The following is a 16499-nucleotide window of genomic DNA, read 5'->3' as shown; positions in this document are numbered from 1 at the left end:
AAACACGAATGTCCTAAAGTGCCCGCCCATTGCTGAAGAAGGAAGACCCCGCGTGCCCCGTGCCACTCGTAACCTGCGCAAGACCTTGGATTCCGTCGCGGAAAATAACGAAACCGCGGCGTTCGACCTGATGCGCGCCGTCGAGAAACTCGGCGATGAAGTGCTACGCCAGCGCCTGCTCAATACCATTCACCGGCTTAATCAGGATGCTTACGAGCTGCGTGAGGCGCGCGATTCGGTCGAATGGGTTTCGGTCAAACTGGCGTGATGGGCCAGTGCAGTCGTCCATATTCGGTTAACTATTCATAGGAACCAGTGCCGGTGACAGCGCCAATCGGATGCGGACATTCCTGAACCCGATAGGTATTGACATGCTACCTCCCATCGCGTTTCCCATCTGCCATCCACACCGACCGCGCAACAGGCTGGTTTATCGCCTGCTGTGATGCAGCCTTCAATGCCGACCCTATAGCCCCCCAACGGGCAGTTCCGCGTACAGCGGATGTGCGCAATATCGTTCAAGACAATCTTGATACCGGCAGGCATGCTTGGCGACCCCCAGCCGACGAGCCTGTTTCAGATGCCCAATGCCTTGCCTCTCCACGCGTTTTCCCGCGGCGCAATTGCAGTGATTCCCTTGTCGTTGGCCTGTGCACCCTGGGGGTTGTTGGCCGGTTCCATGGCCATCGATGCACAATTCACCCCGCTGCAGGCCCAAGGCCTCTCCGCCATTGTGTTTGCCGGTGCCGCACAACTGGTGGCCATTGGCATGGTCAAGAGCGGTGCCAGCCTGATTTCCATCGTACTGACCACGTTGCTGCTGACGTCCCAGCATTTGCTGTACGGCATGCATATGCGTCCAACGTTGTCGGCACTTGATAGCCGTTGGCGTATGAGCCTGGGGTTCCTGCTCACCGACGAGTTCTTCGCCCTGGTCAGCCACTATGACCGCCAGACCTTCAATCGCTGGTATGCCTTGGGCGTCGGCCTGACGTTTTATATCATCTGGAACCTGTTCACCCTGGCTGGCATTGTGCTGGGCAAAAGCATTCCCGGTCTCGATCAACTGGGCCTGGAGTTTTCCATTGCCGCGACCTTCATTGCCTTGATCACCCCCGTGGTGCGGGATGTGCCTACGGTGGTCTGCGTAGCGGTGTCATTGCTCTGTTCAGTGTGGCTGAGCTTCCTGCACTGGGAGTCAGCTGTGGTGGTGTCCGGCGTGCTGGGCATGAGCGCAGGCTTTGTCTGCAAGCGACTGGGAGTAGGGCAGCCATGATTTACCTGATGATTGTGGCCATGGGCCTGGTGGTGTTTCTCAACCGCTACCTGTTCATCGAACCTCGCCTGCCGGTGCGCCTCAACCGTGGCGCGCGGGAGTTTCTCGGGTTTGCGGTGCCGGGGATGCTGACAGCGATTTGCGGGCCGATTATTTTTCTTGCCGACCACCAGCTCAACCTGAGCCCGGCCAACCCGTATTTGCTGGCGGGTATCAGTGCGGTCGCGTTGATGTTCTGGACACGCAATGTGCTGCTCACGGTCGTGCTGAGCATGGCGCTGTTTTATCTGTTCCGTTGGTGGCTCTGACGCGCAGACGAAAAAAAGCCCGCGGGAGGGCGGGCAGAAGGGAGTCTTCAAAAATGAGCCAGGCCACTATAGGTGGCGTTCGCCTGCGTCACCGTGAAACAAAATTCATCCAGGCGCCAGTCAGTTGCGCGGCAATGCTACAGTCGCGTTTTTTTCAAGGAGGCGATGGCATGCACAAGGTGGTTATAGGCGCATTGGTCGTGGCAGCACTGGCCGGCTGCGCAGGTTCGAAGATGAACGAAGCGCGCTCGGGAGCGCCCTACAAGACCCTGGCATCGGACAAGGCCACGGTGGTGGTTGCCGAGTGCATTCAATTTGGCTGGCAGGATGAAAGCGTCTACGGCGTCGATGCCAGTGGCTTCAAGGAGCCGAATGGCGCCGGTGGTTTCACCGTCTATACCAGGGGCGGGGATTACTTTGCCGACGTGCAAAGTGCCGGTGCAGGATCGTCCATCAAGTACTACGCCGGCGAAGACACGATGCCCGCCAAACGTCGATTGGCAGCGCTGGCGACTTGTCTGTAATCCGTTGCCTTAGTGTTTTTAGGAAACGCCCGGCGGGACAGCCGCCGGACATTGGCTTATTATTCCCACCGCTTGCCCGGCGTGATGGCTCTTTACCGGTACACGGACGTCGAGGCCATACCGTCGGGCGAGCATCTTTAGCCCTTATCGCGGCATAAATCCCAAGTGCCAGCGACGCGGAATCTTCAGCGATACCAGCCCCAACACCCCAGCCAACCCACTGCTGACCAGCAACGCCTTCAGGCCCATGTGCTGCTCCAGCAACGCGCCAATGACTGCCCCCACAAACATGCCGCCCCACGGGATCAACTGCACCCGCCAGCCGTTACGCCTTTCCCCCAGCATCCAGCGACCCAGGCCACGACCAAAGCGTGACAGCGCCCCGGTGACATAGGTAAGGCCCACGGGCAAACCGTTGACCTCTTCGACGGCCGCATTGAGCATGCCCATTGCGATGATCGCCGCCAGCAGCGCGGGCAAGGTATCGTCTGATGGCCACAGCGCACCGGCGCACAAAAAAGCCGCGATACATAACAGCAAAGGCAGCGTATGCCGCCGGCCAAAGCGACTGACCACCACGCCCAATGCGTTGCCGACCACGAAGGTGGCGACCAGCAATAACAAGCGCCCCGTCAGCCCCAGATCGCCGGCGCTGATCGCTACGGCCAGGCGCGTAGTGTTGCCGCTCATGAACGAAACAAAATCGCCGCTGGCCATAAAGCCGATGGCATCGGTCATACCGGCCAACACCGAAAGACTGGCCACCAGCATCAAGCCGACTCGGCCGCGCCAACGCTGTCGATGGGCGAGTGCAGCATTGGCGTAAGGCTTGCGGGACGAAGGCAGCATAGGGCCGGGTTCCTCGGTGAGATTATCCGGCCACTACGGTAGGACGCTTTGCGCCCACACGCAATGACCTCAGGCAGCGTCCAGTCGCCAGCCATCCGGCGTCCAGCGCAACCGGTGGGTCGGCCGGATCGCCTGCACAAACGCCGCATCATGGGACACCACCACCATCGCTCCGCCAAACCCTTGCAGCGCCTGCTCGAAAGCCGTCACTGATTCCAGGTCCAGGTGATTGCTGGGTTCGTCGAGCAGCAACAGTTGCGCCGGCACATGGCGCCACAGGGCGATTGCCATGGCGGCTTTCAGGCGTTCGCCGCCGCTGAGTTGCGCGACCGGTTGGATCACGCGCAGCGCGTCCAGTTGCAGCAAGGCCAAGCGCGTGCGCAGCTCGGCTTCGGTCAGCGGCGTGCCCAACAGGTTGAGCTGCTCGATGATCGAGCGATGATTGTCCAGTAAGCCCAGATGCTGATCGATATAGGCACTGGGCACGTGCACGCTGCATTCCCCTGCGACCGCTTGCCGTTGGCCAGCCAAGACTTTGAGCAGCGTGGACTTGCCGCAACCGTTCGGCCCATGCACGGCGACACGTACCGGGCCCATGAGGTGGAGGTTGACGCAACTCGCGGGCAGCCATGATGATCGCAACCCGGGCCAGTTGTCCGCCGCTGAGTTGCTCGGCAGGCGTGTCGACACTCAGCTGCGACAATCCCGCTGTATCCAAAGCGCTGCGCAAACGGTCCGCGAGGTCCCAGCGTTCATCGATCGTCGCCAGGTCATCCACACTGGCGGAGCCTCTGGCCATACGATCCAGTGCCGCCAAGGTGTCAGCGGTTCCTGTGAGGCTGGCGACCGTATCGCCCGGCTCGACCACCACGGCCTGAGGCACAAACGCCACGCTCGCCCGGCGATCCAGCGTGCCGCAGGAGGGTGACAACTCGCCGGCGATCAACCTCGCGAGGATACTTTTGCCACAGCCATTGCGCCCCACAATGCCGGTGGGCGTAGGGTCGATGGACAGGGTGAGGTCTTCCAGCAGGGTTTCGCCATTGGCGAACTGGAAGTACAGGTGTTGCAGGGAAACCAAAGCGGGCAGCCGGTTGACGTGAGTCATCAGCACCTCCAAAGCAATGTCGAACAGGCCAACAAGCACGCGAGGCGGCTCGTTGCAGGTACATTCTGGAAGGCTTAGTGGTTCACGTCGGCGGTCATCCCGTGGGGCAGAAAGGAGGTAAAGCCTAACTCGCCTCGGCGAGCTGTTCAAGGAACATGGCCAGCGCGACTTCCTCTGCCTTGAGCCCTTTGCGCACCCGCGGCTTGGGCAATCTGGACAGCTCGCCCAGGCTGAAATGCTCCAATACCGCTGGGTGGATATAGCATTTTCGGCACACCGCTGGTGTATTCCCCAACTGCCGGGCAACGTCCTTGACCATCGCCACCACATGCCGTTTGGCGTCGGATTCCGGCTGCCATTCCAACTCGCGCAACACTGCCAGCGCCAGGGCGGTGCCGGCCCAGGTGCGATAGTCCTTGGCGGTGAAATCGGCGCCGGTGAGGCTGTGCAAGTAGGCGTTTACATCATGGGAACTGACGGTGTGTCGTTCGCCGTCTGCGTCCAGGTACTGGAACAGGTCCTGCCCCGGCAATTCCATGCAGCGCTTGACCACGTTGGCCAGGCGCCGGTCCTTGACGCTGACCTGATGCTCCACGCCACTTTTGCCGCGAAACTGGAACTGTATCTCGCTGCCATTGATGTCCACATGGCGGTTGCGCAGGGTGGTCAAACCGTAGGATTTGTTGTCGCGGGCGTATTGGGTATTGCCGACGCGGATCAAGGTAGCGTCCAGCAGCATCACCACGGTGGCCAGGACTTTTTCACGGGTAAAGCCAGGCTCGGCCAGTTGGGCCTCCAACTGCTTGCGCAACTTGGGCAGTGCGCTACCGAACGCTTGCAGGCGTGAGTATTTGTCGGTGTCACGGACTTCGCGCCAGCGCGGGTGGTAGCGATACTGCTTGCGTCCACGAGCGTCGCGCCCGGTGGCTTGCAGATGGCCACGCGGGTCGGCGCAGATCCACACATCGGTGTAGGCGGGCGGGACGGCGAGGGCGTTGATACGCTTGATTTCCTCGTCGTCGTCAAGGCGCTCACCCTTGGCATTGAAGTACTGGAACTTGCCGCGCACCCGCTTGCGGCGAATGCCGGGTTGGGTGTCGTCAACATAATGCAGGTCGCGGGGCAGGTCGGCGGGGATCGCGGAGTCGGGCATGGCGGGTTCCTTGGCAACAAATCAGGCCGGTATGTCTGATTGACCGCAGCGCTGTGCGGTCGTGCCAAATGCTTACGCCAGCACCGCGACTGCCTTGATCTGTGCCCACAGCGTCTGGCCCGGATGCAGTTGCAACTGGTCGCGGGAGAAGCGCGTGATGCGCGCCAGCAATGGCGTGCCCTCGGCTTCCAGGCGCACCAATACATGGGCGCTGTTGTCTGCGGGCGTTTCCTGGATCACCGTTACCGGCAGGCGGTTGAGGATGCTGCTCGGTTCCGACCCTTGCAGGCTGAGGCTCACGTCCCGTGCCTGCACCTTGACCCGCAGCGCGTGGCCCACGGCCATCGGTGCATGGGCCACGCGCATGGACAAGGCGCTGCCCGGCAGATGCAGGGTCAGCAACTGGTAATGCGCGTCGTAGGCAGTGACCGTGCCGTTGATCACCACACCGGCATCGTCGCCCCGTGCCAGCGGCAGGTCGAGCCGCGCCAGGGTTTCGCCAATCGGTCCGCTGGCCAGGGCCTTGCCGTCACTGAGCAGGACGATATGGTCGGCCAGGCGTGCGACCTCATCCTGGGCGTGGCTGACGTACAGCACCGGAATATCCAGCTCATCGTGCAGGCGTTCCAGGTACGGCAGGATTTCGTTTTTGCGCTGGCTGTCGAGGGCGGCCAGCGGTTCATCCATCAACAGCAGTTTCGGGCTGGTGAGCAATGCACGGGCGATGCCGATGCGCTGGCGTTCACCGCCGGACAAGTGCAGCGGGTTGCGCTCCAACAGGTGACCAATCCCCAATAGCGCCGTGGCCTGCGCCATGTCCACCCGGCGCTGTAGGCGGGGAATGCGCTTGAGGCCGAACTCCAGGTTGGCCCGCACCGACAAATGCGCGAACAGGCTGGCCTCTTGAAAGACATAACCCAGCGCGCGTTTATGGGGCGGTACGAACAAACCGCTGCGGCTGTCTTGCCACACGTCATCGTTGACCTGGATGAAACCATTTTCGGCGCGTTCAAGCCCGGCGATGCAGCGCAGGCAGGTAGTCTTGCCGGAGCCGGAATGCCCGTACAGCGCAGTCACGCCACGGCCTGGCAGATGCAGGTCCACGTCCAGCGCAAACCCGGAATAACGGAGTTGCAGGCGTACATCAATCATCGACATCAGCTCCAGCCCATCCTGGTTTTACGGCTGGAGTACAGCGCCAGCAACACGAGGAACGCAAATACCACCATGGCGCCGGCCAGCCAATGGGCCTGGGCGTATTCCATGGCTTCGACATGGTCGTAGATCTGCACCGAGACCACGCGGGTCTTGTCCGGGATATTGCCGCCGATCATCAGCACCACGCCGAACTCACCGACGGTGTGGGCAAATCCGAGGATCGAGGCCGTGATAAAGCCTGGTCGCGCCAGGGGCAGGATCACCGTAAAAAAAGTGTCCCAGGGATTGGCGCGCAGGGTGGCGGCCACTTCCAGTGGGCGAGTGCCGATGGCGGAAAACGCGTTTTGCAACGGCTGCACCACAAACGGCATGGAATAGATCACCGAACCAATCACCAGCCCGGCAAAGCTGAAGGTGAGGGTGCCCAGGCCCAGCCATTGGGTGAACTGGCCGAAGTAGCCATTTGGCCCCATGGTCAACAGCAGGTAGAAACCGATCACCGTCGGTGGCAACACCAACGGCAGGGCCACAATGGCGCCAATCGGGCCGCGCCACCACGATTGGGTGCGCGACAGCCACAACGCAATCGGCGTGCCGATGACCAGCAGGATCACGGTGGTCAGCGACGCGAGCTTGATGGTCAACCAGATAGCGGAAAAATCGGCACTCGATAGGGGCATTTACTTGGCCGGCTCGTAACCGTAGGACTTGATAACGGCAGCGGCTTTTGGCCCTTTGAGGTACTCGACCAGCGCTTTGGCAGCAGCGCTGTCTTTGCCTTTGTTCAGGATTACCGCGTCCTGTTTGATCGGATCGTGCATGGACGCCGGAACGATCCACGCCGAACCGCTGGTGACTTTGCCGTCTTTATAGATCTGCGACAAGGCAACAAAACCCAACTCGGCGTTGCCGGTGGATACAAACTGGAAGGCCTGGGTGATGTTCTGGCCCTCGACGAGCTTGTCCTTGACCTTCTCGCTCAGGCCTTCTTTCGCCAGTACCTGGGTGGCGGCCAGGCCGTAGGGCGCGGCTTTCGGGTTGGCGATGGACAGGTGCTTGAAGTCGTTGTTCTTCAAGACGTCGCCTTTGGCGTCTACATAGCCTTCTTTGGCCGACCACAGCGCGAGGGTGCCCACGGCGTAGGTGAAGCGCGAGCCTTTGACGGTATCACCTTCGCTTTCGAGTTTTTGCGGAGTGGTGTCGTCGGCGCTCAGGAACACTTCGAACGGCGCGCCGTTCTTGATCTGGGTGTAGAACTGGCCCGTGGCGCCGTAGGCCGCGACCAGTTTGTGACCGGTGTCTTTTTCAAAATCGGCGGCAATCGCCTGGATCGGTGCGGTGAAGTTGGCAGCGACGGCCACCTGCACTTCATCGGCGTGGGCCGAACCGAAAGCGAACGCAGCGACCAACACGGCCAGGCGTGAGGCGTGAATCATCATGGAGCAGCTCCTTGGAGATGTACGGCGTGGTATAGGTAGAAGGGCTAACCGCTATGTATGGGAATATATAGCGGCTAGCCATCGCCGGTACAGCGCAAAGTTGCTCCAGACGGCTGGACTATTTGAGTTTGGCCAGCGCGTGTTCCGCCAGCTCGCGGGTCAGGTCATAGGTGGTTGCGTCTTTGCCAAGGCGCAGTGCCTGGCCCGACCAGAGATTACTGAACCCGGCTTCGTCCTTGGCCTTGAGCGGCATCAATGCACCGCCAGCACGCGGAAACGCGGGAGCTGTCGGGTTGATTGCACCCAGTTCACGCATCACACGGTTGACGATGCCCCGCGCCGGGCGGCCGGTGAACAGGTTGGTCAGCGCGGTTTCGCTGGCCTGGGCATGGCGCAGTGCATGGTGATGGGACGCGCTGACCGTCGCTTCAGGGGTGAATAGATACGCGGTGCCAATCTGTACCGCGCTAGCGCCCAGGGCAAATGCCGCGACAATACCCCGTGCATCGCCAATGCCTCCGGCGGCAATCACTGGCACGTTCACGGCGTCGACAATCTGGGGTAGCAGGGCGAACAGGCCGATCTGCGTGTTGAGGTCGTCGCTGAGGAACAAGCCCCGATGACCGCCAGCTTCACTGCCCATGGCGATGATCGCGTCGCAGCCGTGCTGTTCCAGCCAGACGGCTTCTTCCACGGTGGTGGCCGACGACAGCACCTTGGCGCCAGTGGCTTTTACCCGATCCAGCAAGGTTTTTTCCGGCAGGCCGAAGTGAAAGCTGACGACTTCGGGCCGGAATTCTTCCACCACCTGGCAGGCGGCGTTATTGAACGGTGCGCGGTCACTGACCGGGGTGGGCGCATCAAAGTCTGCGCCCAGCTCGCGGTAGTAAGGCTCCAGCAAAGCCTTCCAGCGACGATCCCGTGCCACGTCCACTGCAGGCGGTTGGTGGCAGAAGAAGTTGACGTTGATGGGGCGCTTGCTGGCCTGGCGGATGGTCGCAAGGGCCTCGCGCAGTTGTTCGATGTTCAGTGTCGCAGCAGGCATCGAACCGAGTGCTCCAGCTTCGCAGGCCGCGATGACCATAGCGGCGGAAGTGGCGCCGGCCATAGGCGCTTGGATGATGGGCAGGTCGATGCCCAATAGGTCGAGAATGCGCGTGTCTGGCCAGGTGCTCATGGGATGCGTCTCCAGCGGTCGTCGGACTTTTCGCTGTTTTAGCAGGGCGTCCGCCATCCGGCCAGTCTGTTTTATTCACTGGACGACGCAGGGGTTTCGTGCGCGTTTAGTGGTCGCGTTCGCGGTCAAGCAATTGCCGCTTGCGCTCAACGCCCCAGCGATAGCCCGACAAATCACCATTGCTGCGCACCACACGGTGACAGGGAATCGCCACCGCCAGGCTGTTGGCGCCGCAGGCCTGGGCGACGGCCCGGAACGACTTGGGCGCGCCAATGCGCTCGGCAATCTGCCCATAGCTGGCGGTGTCGCCCACCGGAATGTCGCGCAAAGCCTGCCAGACCCTTTGCTGGAACGCAGTGCCGCGCAAGTCCAGCGGCAAATCCAGCCCCAGAGCGGGTGCCTCGATGAACCCCACGACATGGGCGACCAATTGCTCGAAGTCGTGATCGGCGCCCACCAGGTCAGCCTTGGGAAACTGATTCTGCAGGTCACGCACCAGTTGCTCCGGCTCATCCCCCAGCAGGATCGCGCACACGCCGCGCGTGCTCTGGGCCACCAGGATCGCCCCCAAAGAGCATTCGCCGACGGCAAACAGGATTGCGCTGTTGGTGCCACCGGCCTTGTAGTCGGTGGGTTTCATCCCCAGCAACTGGTTGGCTGATTCATAAAAACGGCTGTTGGAATTGAAGCCGGCGTCGTACAGGGCATCCGTCACCGTCTGCGTACCCTTGAGCCCGGCGCGCATTTTTTGCGAGCGATGGGCGCTTGCGTAGCCTTTGGGCGTCAGGCCGGTGACGGCTTTGAAGATCCGGTGGAAATGGAAAGGGCTCAGCCCGGCGAGTGTGGCGAGGGTGTTGAGGCTGGGCGGGGTAGCCGCCTGCTCAATATGCCGGCAGGCGTCAGCCACCCGTTGGGCGTCCTGCGCGGCGCGTTGTGTCTGGTCGCCGGCGGCACGTTTGCTGGGACGATAACCGGCGGCTTCGGCCTGCGCCGGCGTGTCGAAGAACTCGATATTTTCCGGGCGCGGCAAGCGCGAAGCGCTGCTGGGACGGCAATACACGCCGGTGGTTTTCACACCGTACACGAACAGTGTGTCAGCTTTGGAATCGCGGGCGAGAATCGCCGCCCAGCGCGGATCTTGTTCAGTAGTCATGTTCGGCACTCTTGACGGATCCTGGTCAGATTAGCCGCGCCTCACCGGCCAGGCACTCCGAAGCTTGCGCTCGAATTAGCCGGCGGTACGAAATGTCAGGTTGATGCGTTGTGGCCCCATGACCGGGTGCACACCTTCCTTGATCGGCAACACACCATGGAAACGCAGGCGATCAACGCCGCCCCAGACAGCCACGTCGCCATGGAACAGCGAGACCTTTTGGGTTTTGTCACTGCGCTGGTGACCGCCGAACAGGAAAACCGCCGGCAACCCGAGCGAAACCGAGACCACGGGCGCGCTGTACTGGCGTTCATTCTTGTCTTGATGCAGGGACATTTTGGCGCCCGGTACATAGCGGTTGATCAGGCAGGCATCGGGGGCGAAGTCGATAAAGCCGGCGTCGGCAGCGGCCAGCACGGCAAGTTGGCGCAACGCATCGGGCAATGCTGGCCAGGGTTGCTGACTGCGCGGGTTCAGTGGGCTGTAGCGGTACCCACGGGTGTCGGTGGTCCAGCCCAGTGCGCCGCAACTGCTCAACGCCGCCGACATCGTGAAGCCGCCTGGGGTGACCATTTGCCGAAACGGGGATTGAGCCAGCACGCGCCGCAGTTCTGGCAGAAGCCGCTCAATCCAGGGCAGGGCGAAGCCCCTTAACACGTAGGACTGTTCACCAATTTGCTCACGCCGAGCAGGTTGTTGCAGGGCGTCATCGGCGAACAGGTCGACAGTGGGGCCGGGCATGAGCTTACAGCGCCTTGCTCACGTTGATGTCGGTGATCACATCATCGGCATCATGGATTTTGTCCAAGGCTTTGCGGGCCTCTTCCGCACTGTTGGTCGTCAACTGGGCGAACTCGAAGCGGCGTTCACCGTTTAGCTTGTATTTGATTACGTATTTGGTGGTGGTCACGGCGATTTCCTGTGGCGTGTTCGGATCAGCTCAGCTTGGTGCTGGTACGACGTACGATGCGAATCTTGTGGGACAACGCGGGTTTGCGCGTAACGCTGATGGCGCGGCGGGTCACTACATCCAGGGTGATGTTCCAGAACCCGGTGCTGGGGGCAGTGATCTTGGCCGGAAACGTGTCAAACGCACCACCATGGTAAGTGTGGCGGCCGCCATTTTTAAAGCTGCGAAAATTCGCATCGCTCATCAGGCGGATATTGCAAGTCTGCGAGCATTCGATGACGACGATATCTCCCTCATTGAGGTGCTCGCGCTGGTGAATGAATTTCATGAGGTGTCTCCAGAAGGGCTTTTTCTGAAAAATCAGAACGATACGTAGGTTAAGATGGAGTTTATCAGCCCCAGCGCGTTTATTATCGGCCCGTCTTCAACGGCGTCGACAATTTAAAACAGTTATTTACCGAGTTATCAGGGATAAATCCTACGTGGGCGGGAGAAAATTACCATCCCGACTGTCGTAGGATCTTTAAGTGGAGATTTTGTATGAAGTGGAGTGTGTTGGTTCTGGCCTTGGCGATAGGTGGGTGTGCTTCGGTTGCAGATATCAAGCAGACCCCACCGACGCTGGCGGTCATTTCTGGTAAAAAACCCCAGGAATACGCGGCGTGTGTGGTGCATAAACTGTCGGCTACCCGCCGTCCGCCGCAGATCGAACCGCATAAGGACGGTGGTGTACAAGTGATTGTGCCGCAGAAGTTCTCGGCCGATCCTTCGGCAATTTTCGAAATTGATGAGCGCTCCAGCGGAAGCAGCATCAAGCTCTACGAGAGCATGTCCAACGTGCCGATCCGTCCGGGGGATGTCAAAAAGGCCGGGGAAGATTGCATTTCCGGCTGATGCCCTTGTGGAAAACCAGATATGAAGCGTGAACACGTCAAAGCCCGGCAGGCCGAGGGGCAAATCTCGGCGACCCATATCATCCAGAATCCTGCCGACCTGGGCGAGTGGATCGTCTTTTTCAAGAAAAGCGGCGGGCGCAGCTTTTTTCTGGTCGACGATCAGGACGAGGTTGAATCCTTCGCACGGCTGGATGAACTGACCGAGATCCTTCGGGAGCTAGGCATCAAGTTTGCCGAGATCCACTTGTAGTCTGTAGTTACTTGCAGACCACCACCACACTACGGTTTTTGAAATTGCCGACGTCCTGGCCCAAGGTCTTGTCGCTTTCTTTCAGCGATGGCGTGCCCTCTGTGCCAACGATGCGATAGCCGGTGCCGGCGCAGGAGGCATCGGCTTTTTCGTAGCAACTGGCCCAGGAGTTGGCTTCGCCTGAGCAGTCGATGGTCAAGCCCTGCTCGCCGTTTTTGAGGTAGACATCAGAAGTAGTGGTGCAGCCGGCAAGTGCCAGTACCGCAGTCAGTGCCAGAAGTTTGTTCATAGTGTTCGTCATCGAGGGTGTGGGAGGGGCGCTGACACTGTCGTGGGGCGTTTTCGGCAGATTATAGCGAACTGCCATCTAGGTACAGACAAACACAAAAAAGCCCCGTCAATCGGGGCTTTTTGCGCAGTGCCTGCAGGCTTACTTGGTCTTCGGCCGTTTGCTCGACGCGTGGCCCGCTTCATCCACAAACACTTCGGCTACGGCAATCGCCATGCTTTCTGTCTCGAAAACACCCGCGACGCTGTCCCCGTGGAAGTTGATCAAGTGCCAGCCGTCTGCTCGCTTGGTGATCAGGTAGCCGTTCACGCCTTTGGGTTCTGACATCTATTAACAATCTCGTGGTCTGGTTCAAGGGCACCATGATAGCGCCAAATGTCGCGGCCCCGCGCAAGTAATTCCAAGTGAGTGTGCCTGGCCGAAAAGCGTGCTAAAAGGGTTTCAGCCCTTTTAAACATAGGGGCAAAGGTGTTTTTTGTCGTGTCGGTGCACAGGTTCTTCGTAAGATAAGTGGAACTTACGCCGACATTTTTTCTCTATGTTGACATCGCAACGCCAGCAGGACCCATTGTAAGGTGACTGCGGCGTGATTAGACTGCGCCGAATTCCGTACGCACAGCCCTTTGTAAGGACTTATATGATCAAGAAATGCTTGTTCCCAGCAGCCGGTTACGGCACTCGCTTCTTGCCAGCGACCAAGGCCATGCCTAAAGAGATGCTGCCGGTGGTAAACAAGCCACTGATTCAGTACGGCGTCGAAGAGGCATTGGATGCCGGTCTGAACGAAATCTCCATCGTCACCGGTCGTGGTAAGCGCGCACTGGAAGACCACTTCGACATCAGCTACGAGCTGGAAAACCAAATCAAGGGCACCGACAAGGAAAAATACCTGGTCGGTATCCGCAAGCTGCTGGACGAGTGCTCCTTCTCCTACACCCGTCAGACCCAGATGAAAGGCCTCGGCCACGCCATCCTGACCGGCCGCCCACTGATCGGTGACGAACCGTTCGCCGTGGTCCTCGCGGACGACCTGTGTGTGAACCTGGAAGGCGACGGCGTATTGACCCAGATGGTCAAGCTGTACCAGAAATACCGTTGCACCATCGTTGCGGTTCAAGAAGTAGACCCTCAAGAAACCAACAAGTACGGCGTGATCGCCGGCGACGACATTGGTGATGGCCTGATCCGCGTACGCGACATGGTTGAAAAACCAGCGCCTGAAGATGCACCGTCGAACCTGGCGATCATCGGTCGTTACATCCTGACTCCGGATATCTTCAAGCTGATCGAAGAAACCGAGCCAGGCAAGGGTGGCGAAATCCAGATCACCGACGCCCTGCTGAAGCAGGCCAAAGACGGCTGCGTGATCGCGTACAAGTTCAAGGGTCGTCGTTTTGACTGCGGTGGCGCCGAAGGCTACATCGAAGCAACCAACTTCTGCTACGAGCACTTCTACAAGACTGGCAAGGCTTACTGATTCACGCTTGCCGCTGCTGAAAAGCCACCTTCGGGTGGCTTTTTCGTTTTTCGGTCCCATGTAAGTCGGTATGCTGATGTCCTGCCGAGGAGAGTGAAATGGCCTACGATTTTGATCTGTATGTAATTGGCGCCGGTTCCGGCGGTGTTCGTGCGGCGCGCTTTGCTGCGGGCTTTGGCGCCAAGGTGGCAGTGGCGGAAAGCCGCTACCTGGGCGGCACCTGCGTTAACGTGGGGTGCGTGCCCAAAAAGCTGTTGGTGTACGGCGCGCACTTTGCCGAAGATTTCGAGCAGGCCAGTGGCTTTGGCTGGTCCCTTGGGGAGGCGAATTTTGATTGGGCGACGCTGATCGCCAACAAAGATCGCGAGATCAATCGCCTCAATGGCATCTACCGTAACCTGCTGGTCAACAGCGGCGTGACCCTGCATGAGGGGCATGCGCGCCTGGTTGATCCGCATCAGGTGGAAATCAATGGCGAGCGTTTCACTGCCAAGCATATTCTGATCGCTACGGGCGGCTGGCCGCAGATTCCGGAGATTCCAGGGCGCGAACACGCTATTGGCTCCAATGAAGCCTTCTTCCTTAAAGAACTGCCCAAGCGTGTGCTGGTGGTCGGTGGCGGTTATATCGCCGTCGAGTTCGCCGGCATTTTCCATGGCTTGGGCGCCCAGACCTCGCTGCTGTATCGCGGCGATCTGTTCCTGCGCGGTTTTGACGGTGCGGTGCGCAAGCACTTGCAGGAAGAACTAACCAAGCGCGGCCTGGACCTGCAATTCAACGCCGATATCGAACGTATTGAAAAACAAGCCGACGGCAGCCTCAAGGCCACCCTGAAAGACGGTCGTGTGCTGGAAACCGATTGTGTGTTCTATGCCACGGGGCGTCGTCCGATGCTGGATAACCTGGGGTTGGAAAACACCGGCGTCACGCTCGATGAGCGCGGTTTTGTGCAGGTCAATGACCTTTACGAAACCAGCGAAGCGTCGATCCTGGCCATTGGTGATGTGATCGGTCGCGTGCAGTTGACGCCCGTGGCGCTGGCCGAAGGCATGGCTGTGGCGCGTCGCTTGTTCAAGCCTGAGCAGTATCGCCCGGTGGATTACGCAATGATCCCGACAGCGGTATTCAGCTTGCCGAATATCGGCACTGTCGGCTTGACGGAAGAAGAGGCGAAGAAGGGCGGCCATAACGTGCAGATCTTCGAAAGCCGTTTCCGGCCGATGAAGTTGACCCTGACAGATTGCCAGGAGAAAACCCTGATGAAGTTGGTGGTCGATGCCGACACCGACAAGGTGCTGGGTTGCCATATGGTCGGCCCGGACGCGGGTGAAATCGTCCAGGGCCTCGCGATCGCGCTCAAGGCGGGCGCCACCAAGCGTCACTTCGATGAAACCATCGGTGTGCACCCTACGGCGGCGGAAGAGTTCGTCACCATGCGCACGCCTGTGGCGGACTGATCAGTCCTCTGGCGTTGCCTCTGGCGCCGCTGCAACGGCGGCGGCCAGGCGCAATGCCTCGATACTGGCCTGGGCCTTGATCAGGTCCAGTTCCAGGGTTTTGTTGGTGTTCTGGTGTTCGGTCAACGCTTCCTGGCGTGATTGGCTCTCCAGCACCGCCACCCGCAGACGCTCCTGAAGCAGGGTGCGCTCGTTGTCGATTTGAATCAGCTGTTCGCTCAGCTTCAGTTGCTGGGCCCGGTCCTTGCGGTTTTGTTCCTGCAGCGCCGTCAATTCCTTCGCCGTCACCCGATGCTCGATCAGTAAACGCTCGTTGTCGCGATGCAGTTGAGTGATCTCATCCTGGCGCACCATGGCGCTTTGCTGAGCCTGGCGCAGTTCTGCCTGGACCTGCTGCAGTTGGCCTTCATGGCGACGCTGTTCCTGCTCGCGCTGCTCCTTGATCGCATTACGGTAATGCTCCAGCGCGTCGCGGGCGTGCAGGTGCTTTTCTTCCAGGGAGCGAATCTGTTCGTCCTTGTCGTTGATCCTCAGTTCGTAATCACTGCACGCCTGGCTTAGTCCGGCATTACGGGTCTGCTCGGTCTGCAAACTGGTGCTGGCCGTTTGCAGCGCGGCGCTTTCTTCTGCCAGCGCGGCCGCCTGGATAGCGAATTGCTGCGTGAGTTGGCCGTGGGCCTCTTCAAGGGCTTCGACCTGGGCGAGCAGGGCGGACTTCTGTTGTTCGAACCGCGCCTGGGCCAGATCAATCGGCTCTTGGGCCTTCTCTTTCAAGCGCTGCGCCAGTCGCGAAACCAGTTCACCCAGCTCGTCGTCAATGGGCGCTTCGGTGATGGTGACACGGGTTTCGCTGTCGTCCAGCTCCTTCAGATAGCGGTGGATCGTGGTTTTTGAGCCGGTATTGCCCATTTCGATGCGTACGGCGTCGATGCTGGGGTTTTCGCCGCGGGCAAGGATCGCCAGGCGTGCCGTTTGAACTACTGCTTTGTTAATGCCGCCGCGAGCCATGGGGTCTCCGTCGATTTAGTACTGTGGTACGTGGTATGTATTTACGTACTGTAACACGAATATAACC

Annotated in this window: 21 protein-coding genes and 1 pseudogene; 8 read left to right on the top strand and 14 right to left on the bottom strand. The window is 59.8% G+C overall.

The annotated features are described in order from the left end of the window. Window positions 1-52: 52 nt before the first annotated feature. From EJD88_RS14175 to EJD88_RS14160, 4 genes are all read left to right on the top strand, one after another. Window positions 53-268 carry a hypothetical protein gene (locus tag EJD88_RS14175; protein WP_112195350.1) on the top strand — a complete coding sequence of 72 codons (216 nt, stop codon included), beginning with the start codon at window positions 53-55 and terminating at the stop codon, window positions 266-268. Window positions 269-580: 312 nt separating this feature from the next. Then, complete coding sequence (locus tag EJD88_RS14170; protein WP_112196956.1) at window positions 581-1276, top strand: AzlC family ABC transporter permease; 696 nt, start codon at window positions 581-583, stop codon at window positions 1274-1276. Next, on the top strand, window positions 1273-1584 hold the full coding sequence (locus EJD88_RS14165; protein ID WP_099583048.1) for an AzlD domain-containing protein: 312 nt from the start codon (window positions 1273-1275) through the stop codon (window positions 1582-1584). The genes EJD88_RS14170 and EJD88_RS14165 overlap by 4 nt, the downstream gene beginning before the upstream one ends. Before the next feature lie 170 nt (window positions 1585-1754). Further along, on the top strand, window positions 1755-2108 hold the full coding sequence (locus EJD88_RS14160) for a hypothetical protein (protein ID WP_099583047.1): 354 nt from the start codon (window positions 1755-1757) through the stop codon (window positions 2106-2108). A gap of 144 nt (window positions 2109-2252) precedes the next feature. Here EJD88_RS14160 and EJD88_RS14155 read toward each other — a convergent pair whose 3' ends face one another. From EJD88_RS14155 to EJD88_RS14110, 11 genes and pseudogenes are all read right to left on the bottom strand, one after another. Next, a complete protein-coding gene (locus tag EJD88_RS14155) occupies window positions 2253-2957 on the bottom strand; it encodes a YoaK family protein (protein ID WP_099583046.1) in 705 nt (234 codons plus the stop codon). A 69-nt stretch (window positions 2958-3026) separates the two neighbouring features. Further along, window positions 3027-4065: pseudogene (locus tag EJD88_RS14150) on the bottom strand (ATP-binding cassette domain-containing protein). A gap of 124 nt (window positions 4066-4189) precedes the next feature. Beyond that, entirely contained in the window at window positions 4190-5218 is a 1029-nt protein-coding gene (locus tag EJD88_RS14145; protein ID WP_099583045.1) for a DNA topoisomerase IB, read from the bottom strand. A gap of 72 nt (window positions 5219-5290) precedes the next feature. Next, on the bottom strand, window positions 5291-6370 hold the full coding sequence (gene modC, locus EJD88_RS14140) for a molybdenum ABC transporter ATP-binding protein (RefSeq protein WP_099583168.1): 1080 nt from the start codon (window positions 6368-6370) through the stop codon (window positions 5291-5293). Between the two features lie 5 nt (window positions 6371-6375). Continuing rightward, entirely contained in the window at window positions 6376-7056 is a 681-nt protein-coding gene (gene modB / locus EJD88_RS14135) for a molybdate ABC transporter permease subunit (RefSeq protein WP_099583044.1), read from the bottom strand. After that, entirely contained in the window at window positions 7057-7815 is a 759-nt protein-coding gene (modA, locus tag EJD88_RS14130; protein WP_158878273.1) for a molybdate ABC transporter substrate-binding protein, read from the bottom strand. A gap of 118 nt (window positions 7816-7933) precedes the next feature. After that, entirely contained in the window at window positions 7934-8992 is a 1059-nt protein-coding gene (locus EJD88_RS14125; RefSeq protein WP_158878272.1) for a nitronate monooxygenase family protein, read from the bottom strand. Between the two features lie 106 nt (window positions 8993-9098). Then, window positions 9099-10145, bottom strand: a complete 1047-nt coding sequence (gene ada, locus EJD88_RS14120; RefSeq protein WP_158878271.1) for a bifunctional DNA-binding transcriptional regulator/O6-methylguanine-DNA methyltransferase Ada — start codon at window positions 10143-10145, stop codon at window positions 9099-9101. A 75-nt stretch (window positions 10146-10220) separates the two neighbouring features. After that, window positions 10221-10886, bottom strand: coding sequence for a DNA oxidative demethylase AlkB (gene alkB / locus EJD88_RS14115; protein ID WP_158878270.1), 666 nt, complete (start codon window positions 10884-10886; stop codon window positions 10221-10223). 4 nt (window positions 10887-10890) lie between these two features. Then, window positions 10891-11055, bottom strand: a complete 165-nt coding sequence (locus EJD88_RS27015; RefSeq protein WP_178117126.1) for a hypothetical protein — start codon at window positions 11053-11055, stop codon at window positions 10891-10893. A 25-nt stretch (window positions 11056-11080) separates the two neighbouring features. Next, complete coding sequence (locus EJD88_RS14110) at window positions 11081-11383, bottom strand: DUF1883 domain-containing protein (protein ID WP_027606593.1); 303 nt, start codon at window positions 11381-11383, stop codon at window positions 11081-11083. 212 nt (window positions 11384-11595) lie between these two features. On the opposite strand from EJD88_RS14110, the gene EJD88_RS14105 reads away from it, so the two are divergent. Together EJD88_RS14105 and EJD88_RS14100 are read left to right on the top strand one after the other, a co-directional pair. Further along, the gene (locus EJD88_RS14105; RefSeq protein ID WP_099583038.1) at window positions 11596-11949 is read left to right on the top strand and encodes a hypothetical protein; all 354 of its coding nucleotides are present in this window, start codon (window positions 11596-11598) and stop codon (window positions 11947-11949) included. Between the two features lie 21 nt (window positions 11950-11970). Next, window positions 11971-12201, top strand: coding sequence for a hypothetical protein (locus tag EJD88_RS14100; RefSeq protein ID WP_112195335.1), 231 nt, complete (start codon window positions 11971-11973; stop codon window positions 12199-12201). A gap of 7 nt (window positions 12202-12208) precedes the next feature. On the opposite strand, the gene EJD88_RS14095 is transcribed toward EJD88_RS14100, so the two are convergent. Then, window positions 12209-12490 (bottom strand): hypothetical protein, encoded by a 282-nt coding sequence (locus EJD88_RS14095; protein WP_032885705.1) that lies wholly within the window; start codon window positions 12488-12490, stop codon window positions 12209-12211. 141 nt (window positions 12491-12631) lie between these two features. Continuing rightward, window positions 12632-12817, bottom strand: coding sequence for a hypothetical protein (locus EJD88_RS14090; protein WP_003191311.1), 186 nt, complete (start codon window positions 12815-12817; stop codon window positions 12632-12634). Between the two features lie 310 nt (window positions 12818-13127). On the opposite strand from EJD88_RS14090, the gene galU reads away from it, so the two are divergent. Together galU and gorA are read left to right on the top strand one after the other, a co-directional pair. Further along, window positions 13128-13967 carry a UTP--glucose-1-phosphate uridylyltransferase GalU gene (galU, locus tag EJD88_RS14085; protein WP_003212579.1) on the top strand — a complete coding sequence of 280 codons (840 nt, stop codon included), beginning with the start codon at window positions 13128-13130 and terminating at the stop codon, window positions 13965-13967. A gap of 98 nt (window positions 13968-14065) precedes the next feature. Next, a complete protein-coding gene (gene gorA / locus EJD88_RS14080; protein WP_099583036.1) occupies window positions 14066-15424 on the top strand; it encodes a glutathione-disulfide reductase in 1359 nt (452 codons plus the stop codon). Here the strand turns inward: gorA and EJD88_RS14075 are convergent, their stop codons facing one another. Beyond that, window positions 15425-16432 carry a DNA-binding protein gene (locus EJD88_RS14075; RefSeq protein WP_158878269.1) on the bottom strand — a complete coding sequence of 336 codons (1008 nt, stop codon included), beginning with the start codon at window positions 16430-16432 and terminating at the stop codon, window positions 15425-15427. It abuts the gene before it with no gap. Between the last annotated feature and the right edge of the window lie 67 nt (window positions 16433-16499).

It is taken from the genome of Pseudomonas sp. PB105 (genome assembly GCF_009764655.1).
Classification (GTDB): Bacteria; Pseudomonadota; Gammaproteobacteria; order Pseudomonadales; family Pseudomonadaceae; genus Aquipseudomonas; species Aquipseudomonas cyclaminis.
This window is presented reverse-complemented; position numbering and strand designations above follow the sequence as displayed.

Excerpts from the sequence above, each read along its gene's own strand:
- EJD88_RS14170 (WP_112196956.1), top strand. The coding sequence starts at position 581 with ATGCCCAATGCCTTGCCTCTCCACGCGTTTTCCCGCGGCGCAATTGCA.
- EJD88_RS14165 (WP_099583048.1), top strand. The coding sequence starts at position 1,273 with ATGATTTACCTGATGATTGTGGCCATGGGCCTGGTGGTGTTTCTCAAC.
- EJD88_RS14160 (WP_099583047.1), top strand. The coding sequence starts at position 1,755 with ATGCACAAGGTGGTTATAGGCGCATTGGTCGTGGCAGCACTGGCCGGC.
- EJD88_RS14155 (WP_099583046.1), bottom strand. The coding sequence starts at position 2,957 with ATGCTGCCTTCGTCCCGCAAGCCTTACGCCAATGCTGCACTCGCCCAT.
- EJD88_RS14145 (WP_099583045.1), bottom strand. The coding sequence starts at position 5,218 with ATGCCCGACTCCGCGATCCCCGCCGACCTGCCCCGCGACCTGCATTAT.
- modC (WP_099583168.1), bottom strand. The coding sequence starts at position 6,370 with ATGATTGATGTACGCCTGCAACTCCGTTATTCCGGGTTTGCGCTGGAC.
- modB (WP_099583044.1), bottom strand. The coding sequence starts at position 7,056 with ATGCCCCTATCGAGTGCCGATTTTTCCGCTATCTGGTTGACCATCAAG.
- modA (WP_158878273.1), bottom strand. The coding sequence starts at position 7,815 with ATGATGATTCACGCCTCACGCCTGGCCGTGTTGGTCGCTGCGTTCGCT.
- EJD88_RS14125 (WP_158878272.1), bottom strand. The coding sequence starts at position 8,992 with ATGAGCACCTGGCCAGACACGCGCATTCTCGACCTATTGGGCATCGAC.
- ada (WP_158878271.1), bottom strand. The coding sequence starts at position 10,145 with ATGACTACTGAACAAGATCCGCGCTGGGCGGCGATTCTCGCCCGCGAT.
- alkB (WP_158878270.1), bottom strand. The coding sequence starts at position 10,886 with ATGCCCGGCCCCACTGTCGACCTGTTCGCCGATGACGCCCTGCAACAA.
- EJD88_RS14110 (WP_027606593.1), bottom strand. The coding sequence starts at position 11,383 with ATGAAATTCATTCACCAGCGCGAGCACCTCAATGAGGGAGATATCGTC.
- EJD88_RS14105 (WP_099583038.1), top strand. The coding sequence starts at position 11,596 with ATGAAGTGGAGTGTGTTGGTTCTGGCCTTGGCGATAGGTGGGTGTGCT.
- EJD88_RS14100 (WP_112195335.1), top strand. The coding sequence starts at position 11,971 with ATGAAGCGTGAACACGTCAAAGCCCGGCAGGCCGAGGGGCAAATCTCG.
- EJD88_RS14095 (WP_032885705.1), bottom strand. The coding sequence starts at position 12,490 with ATGAACAAACTTCTGGCACTGACTGCGGTACTGGCACTTGCCGGCTGC.
- EJD88_RS14090 (WP_003191311.1), bottom strand. The coding sequence starts at position 12,817 with ATGTCAGAACCCAAAGGCGTGAACGGCTACCTGATCACCAAGCGAGCA.
- galU (WP_003212579.1), top strand. The coding sequence starts at position 13,128 with ATGATCAAGAAATGCTTGTTCCCAGCAGCCGGTTACGGCACTCGCTTC.
- gorA (WP_099583036.1), top strand. The coding sequence starts at position 14,066 with ATGGCCTACGATTTTGATCTGTATGTAATTGGCGCCGGTTCCGGCGGT.
- EJD88_RS14075 (WP_158878269.1), bottom strand. The coding sequence starts at position 16,432 with ATGGCTCGCGGCGGCATTAACAAAGCAGTAGTTCAAACGGCACGCCTG.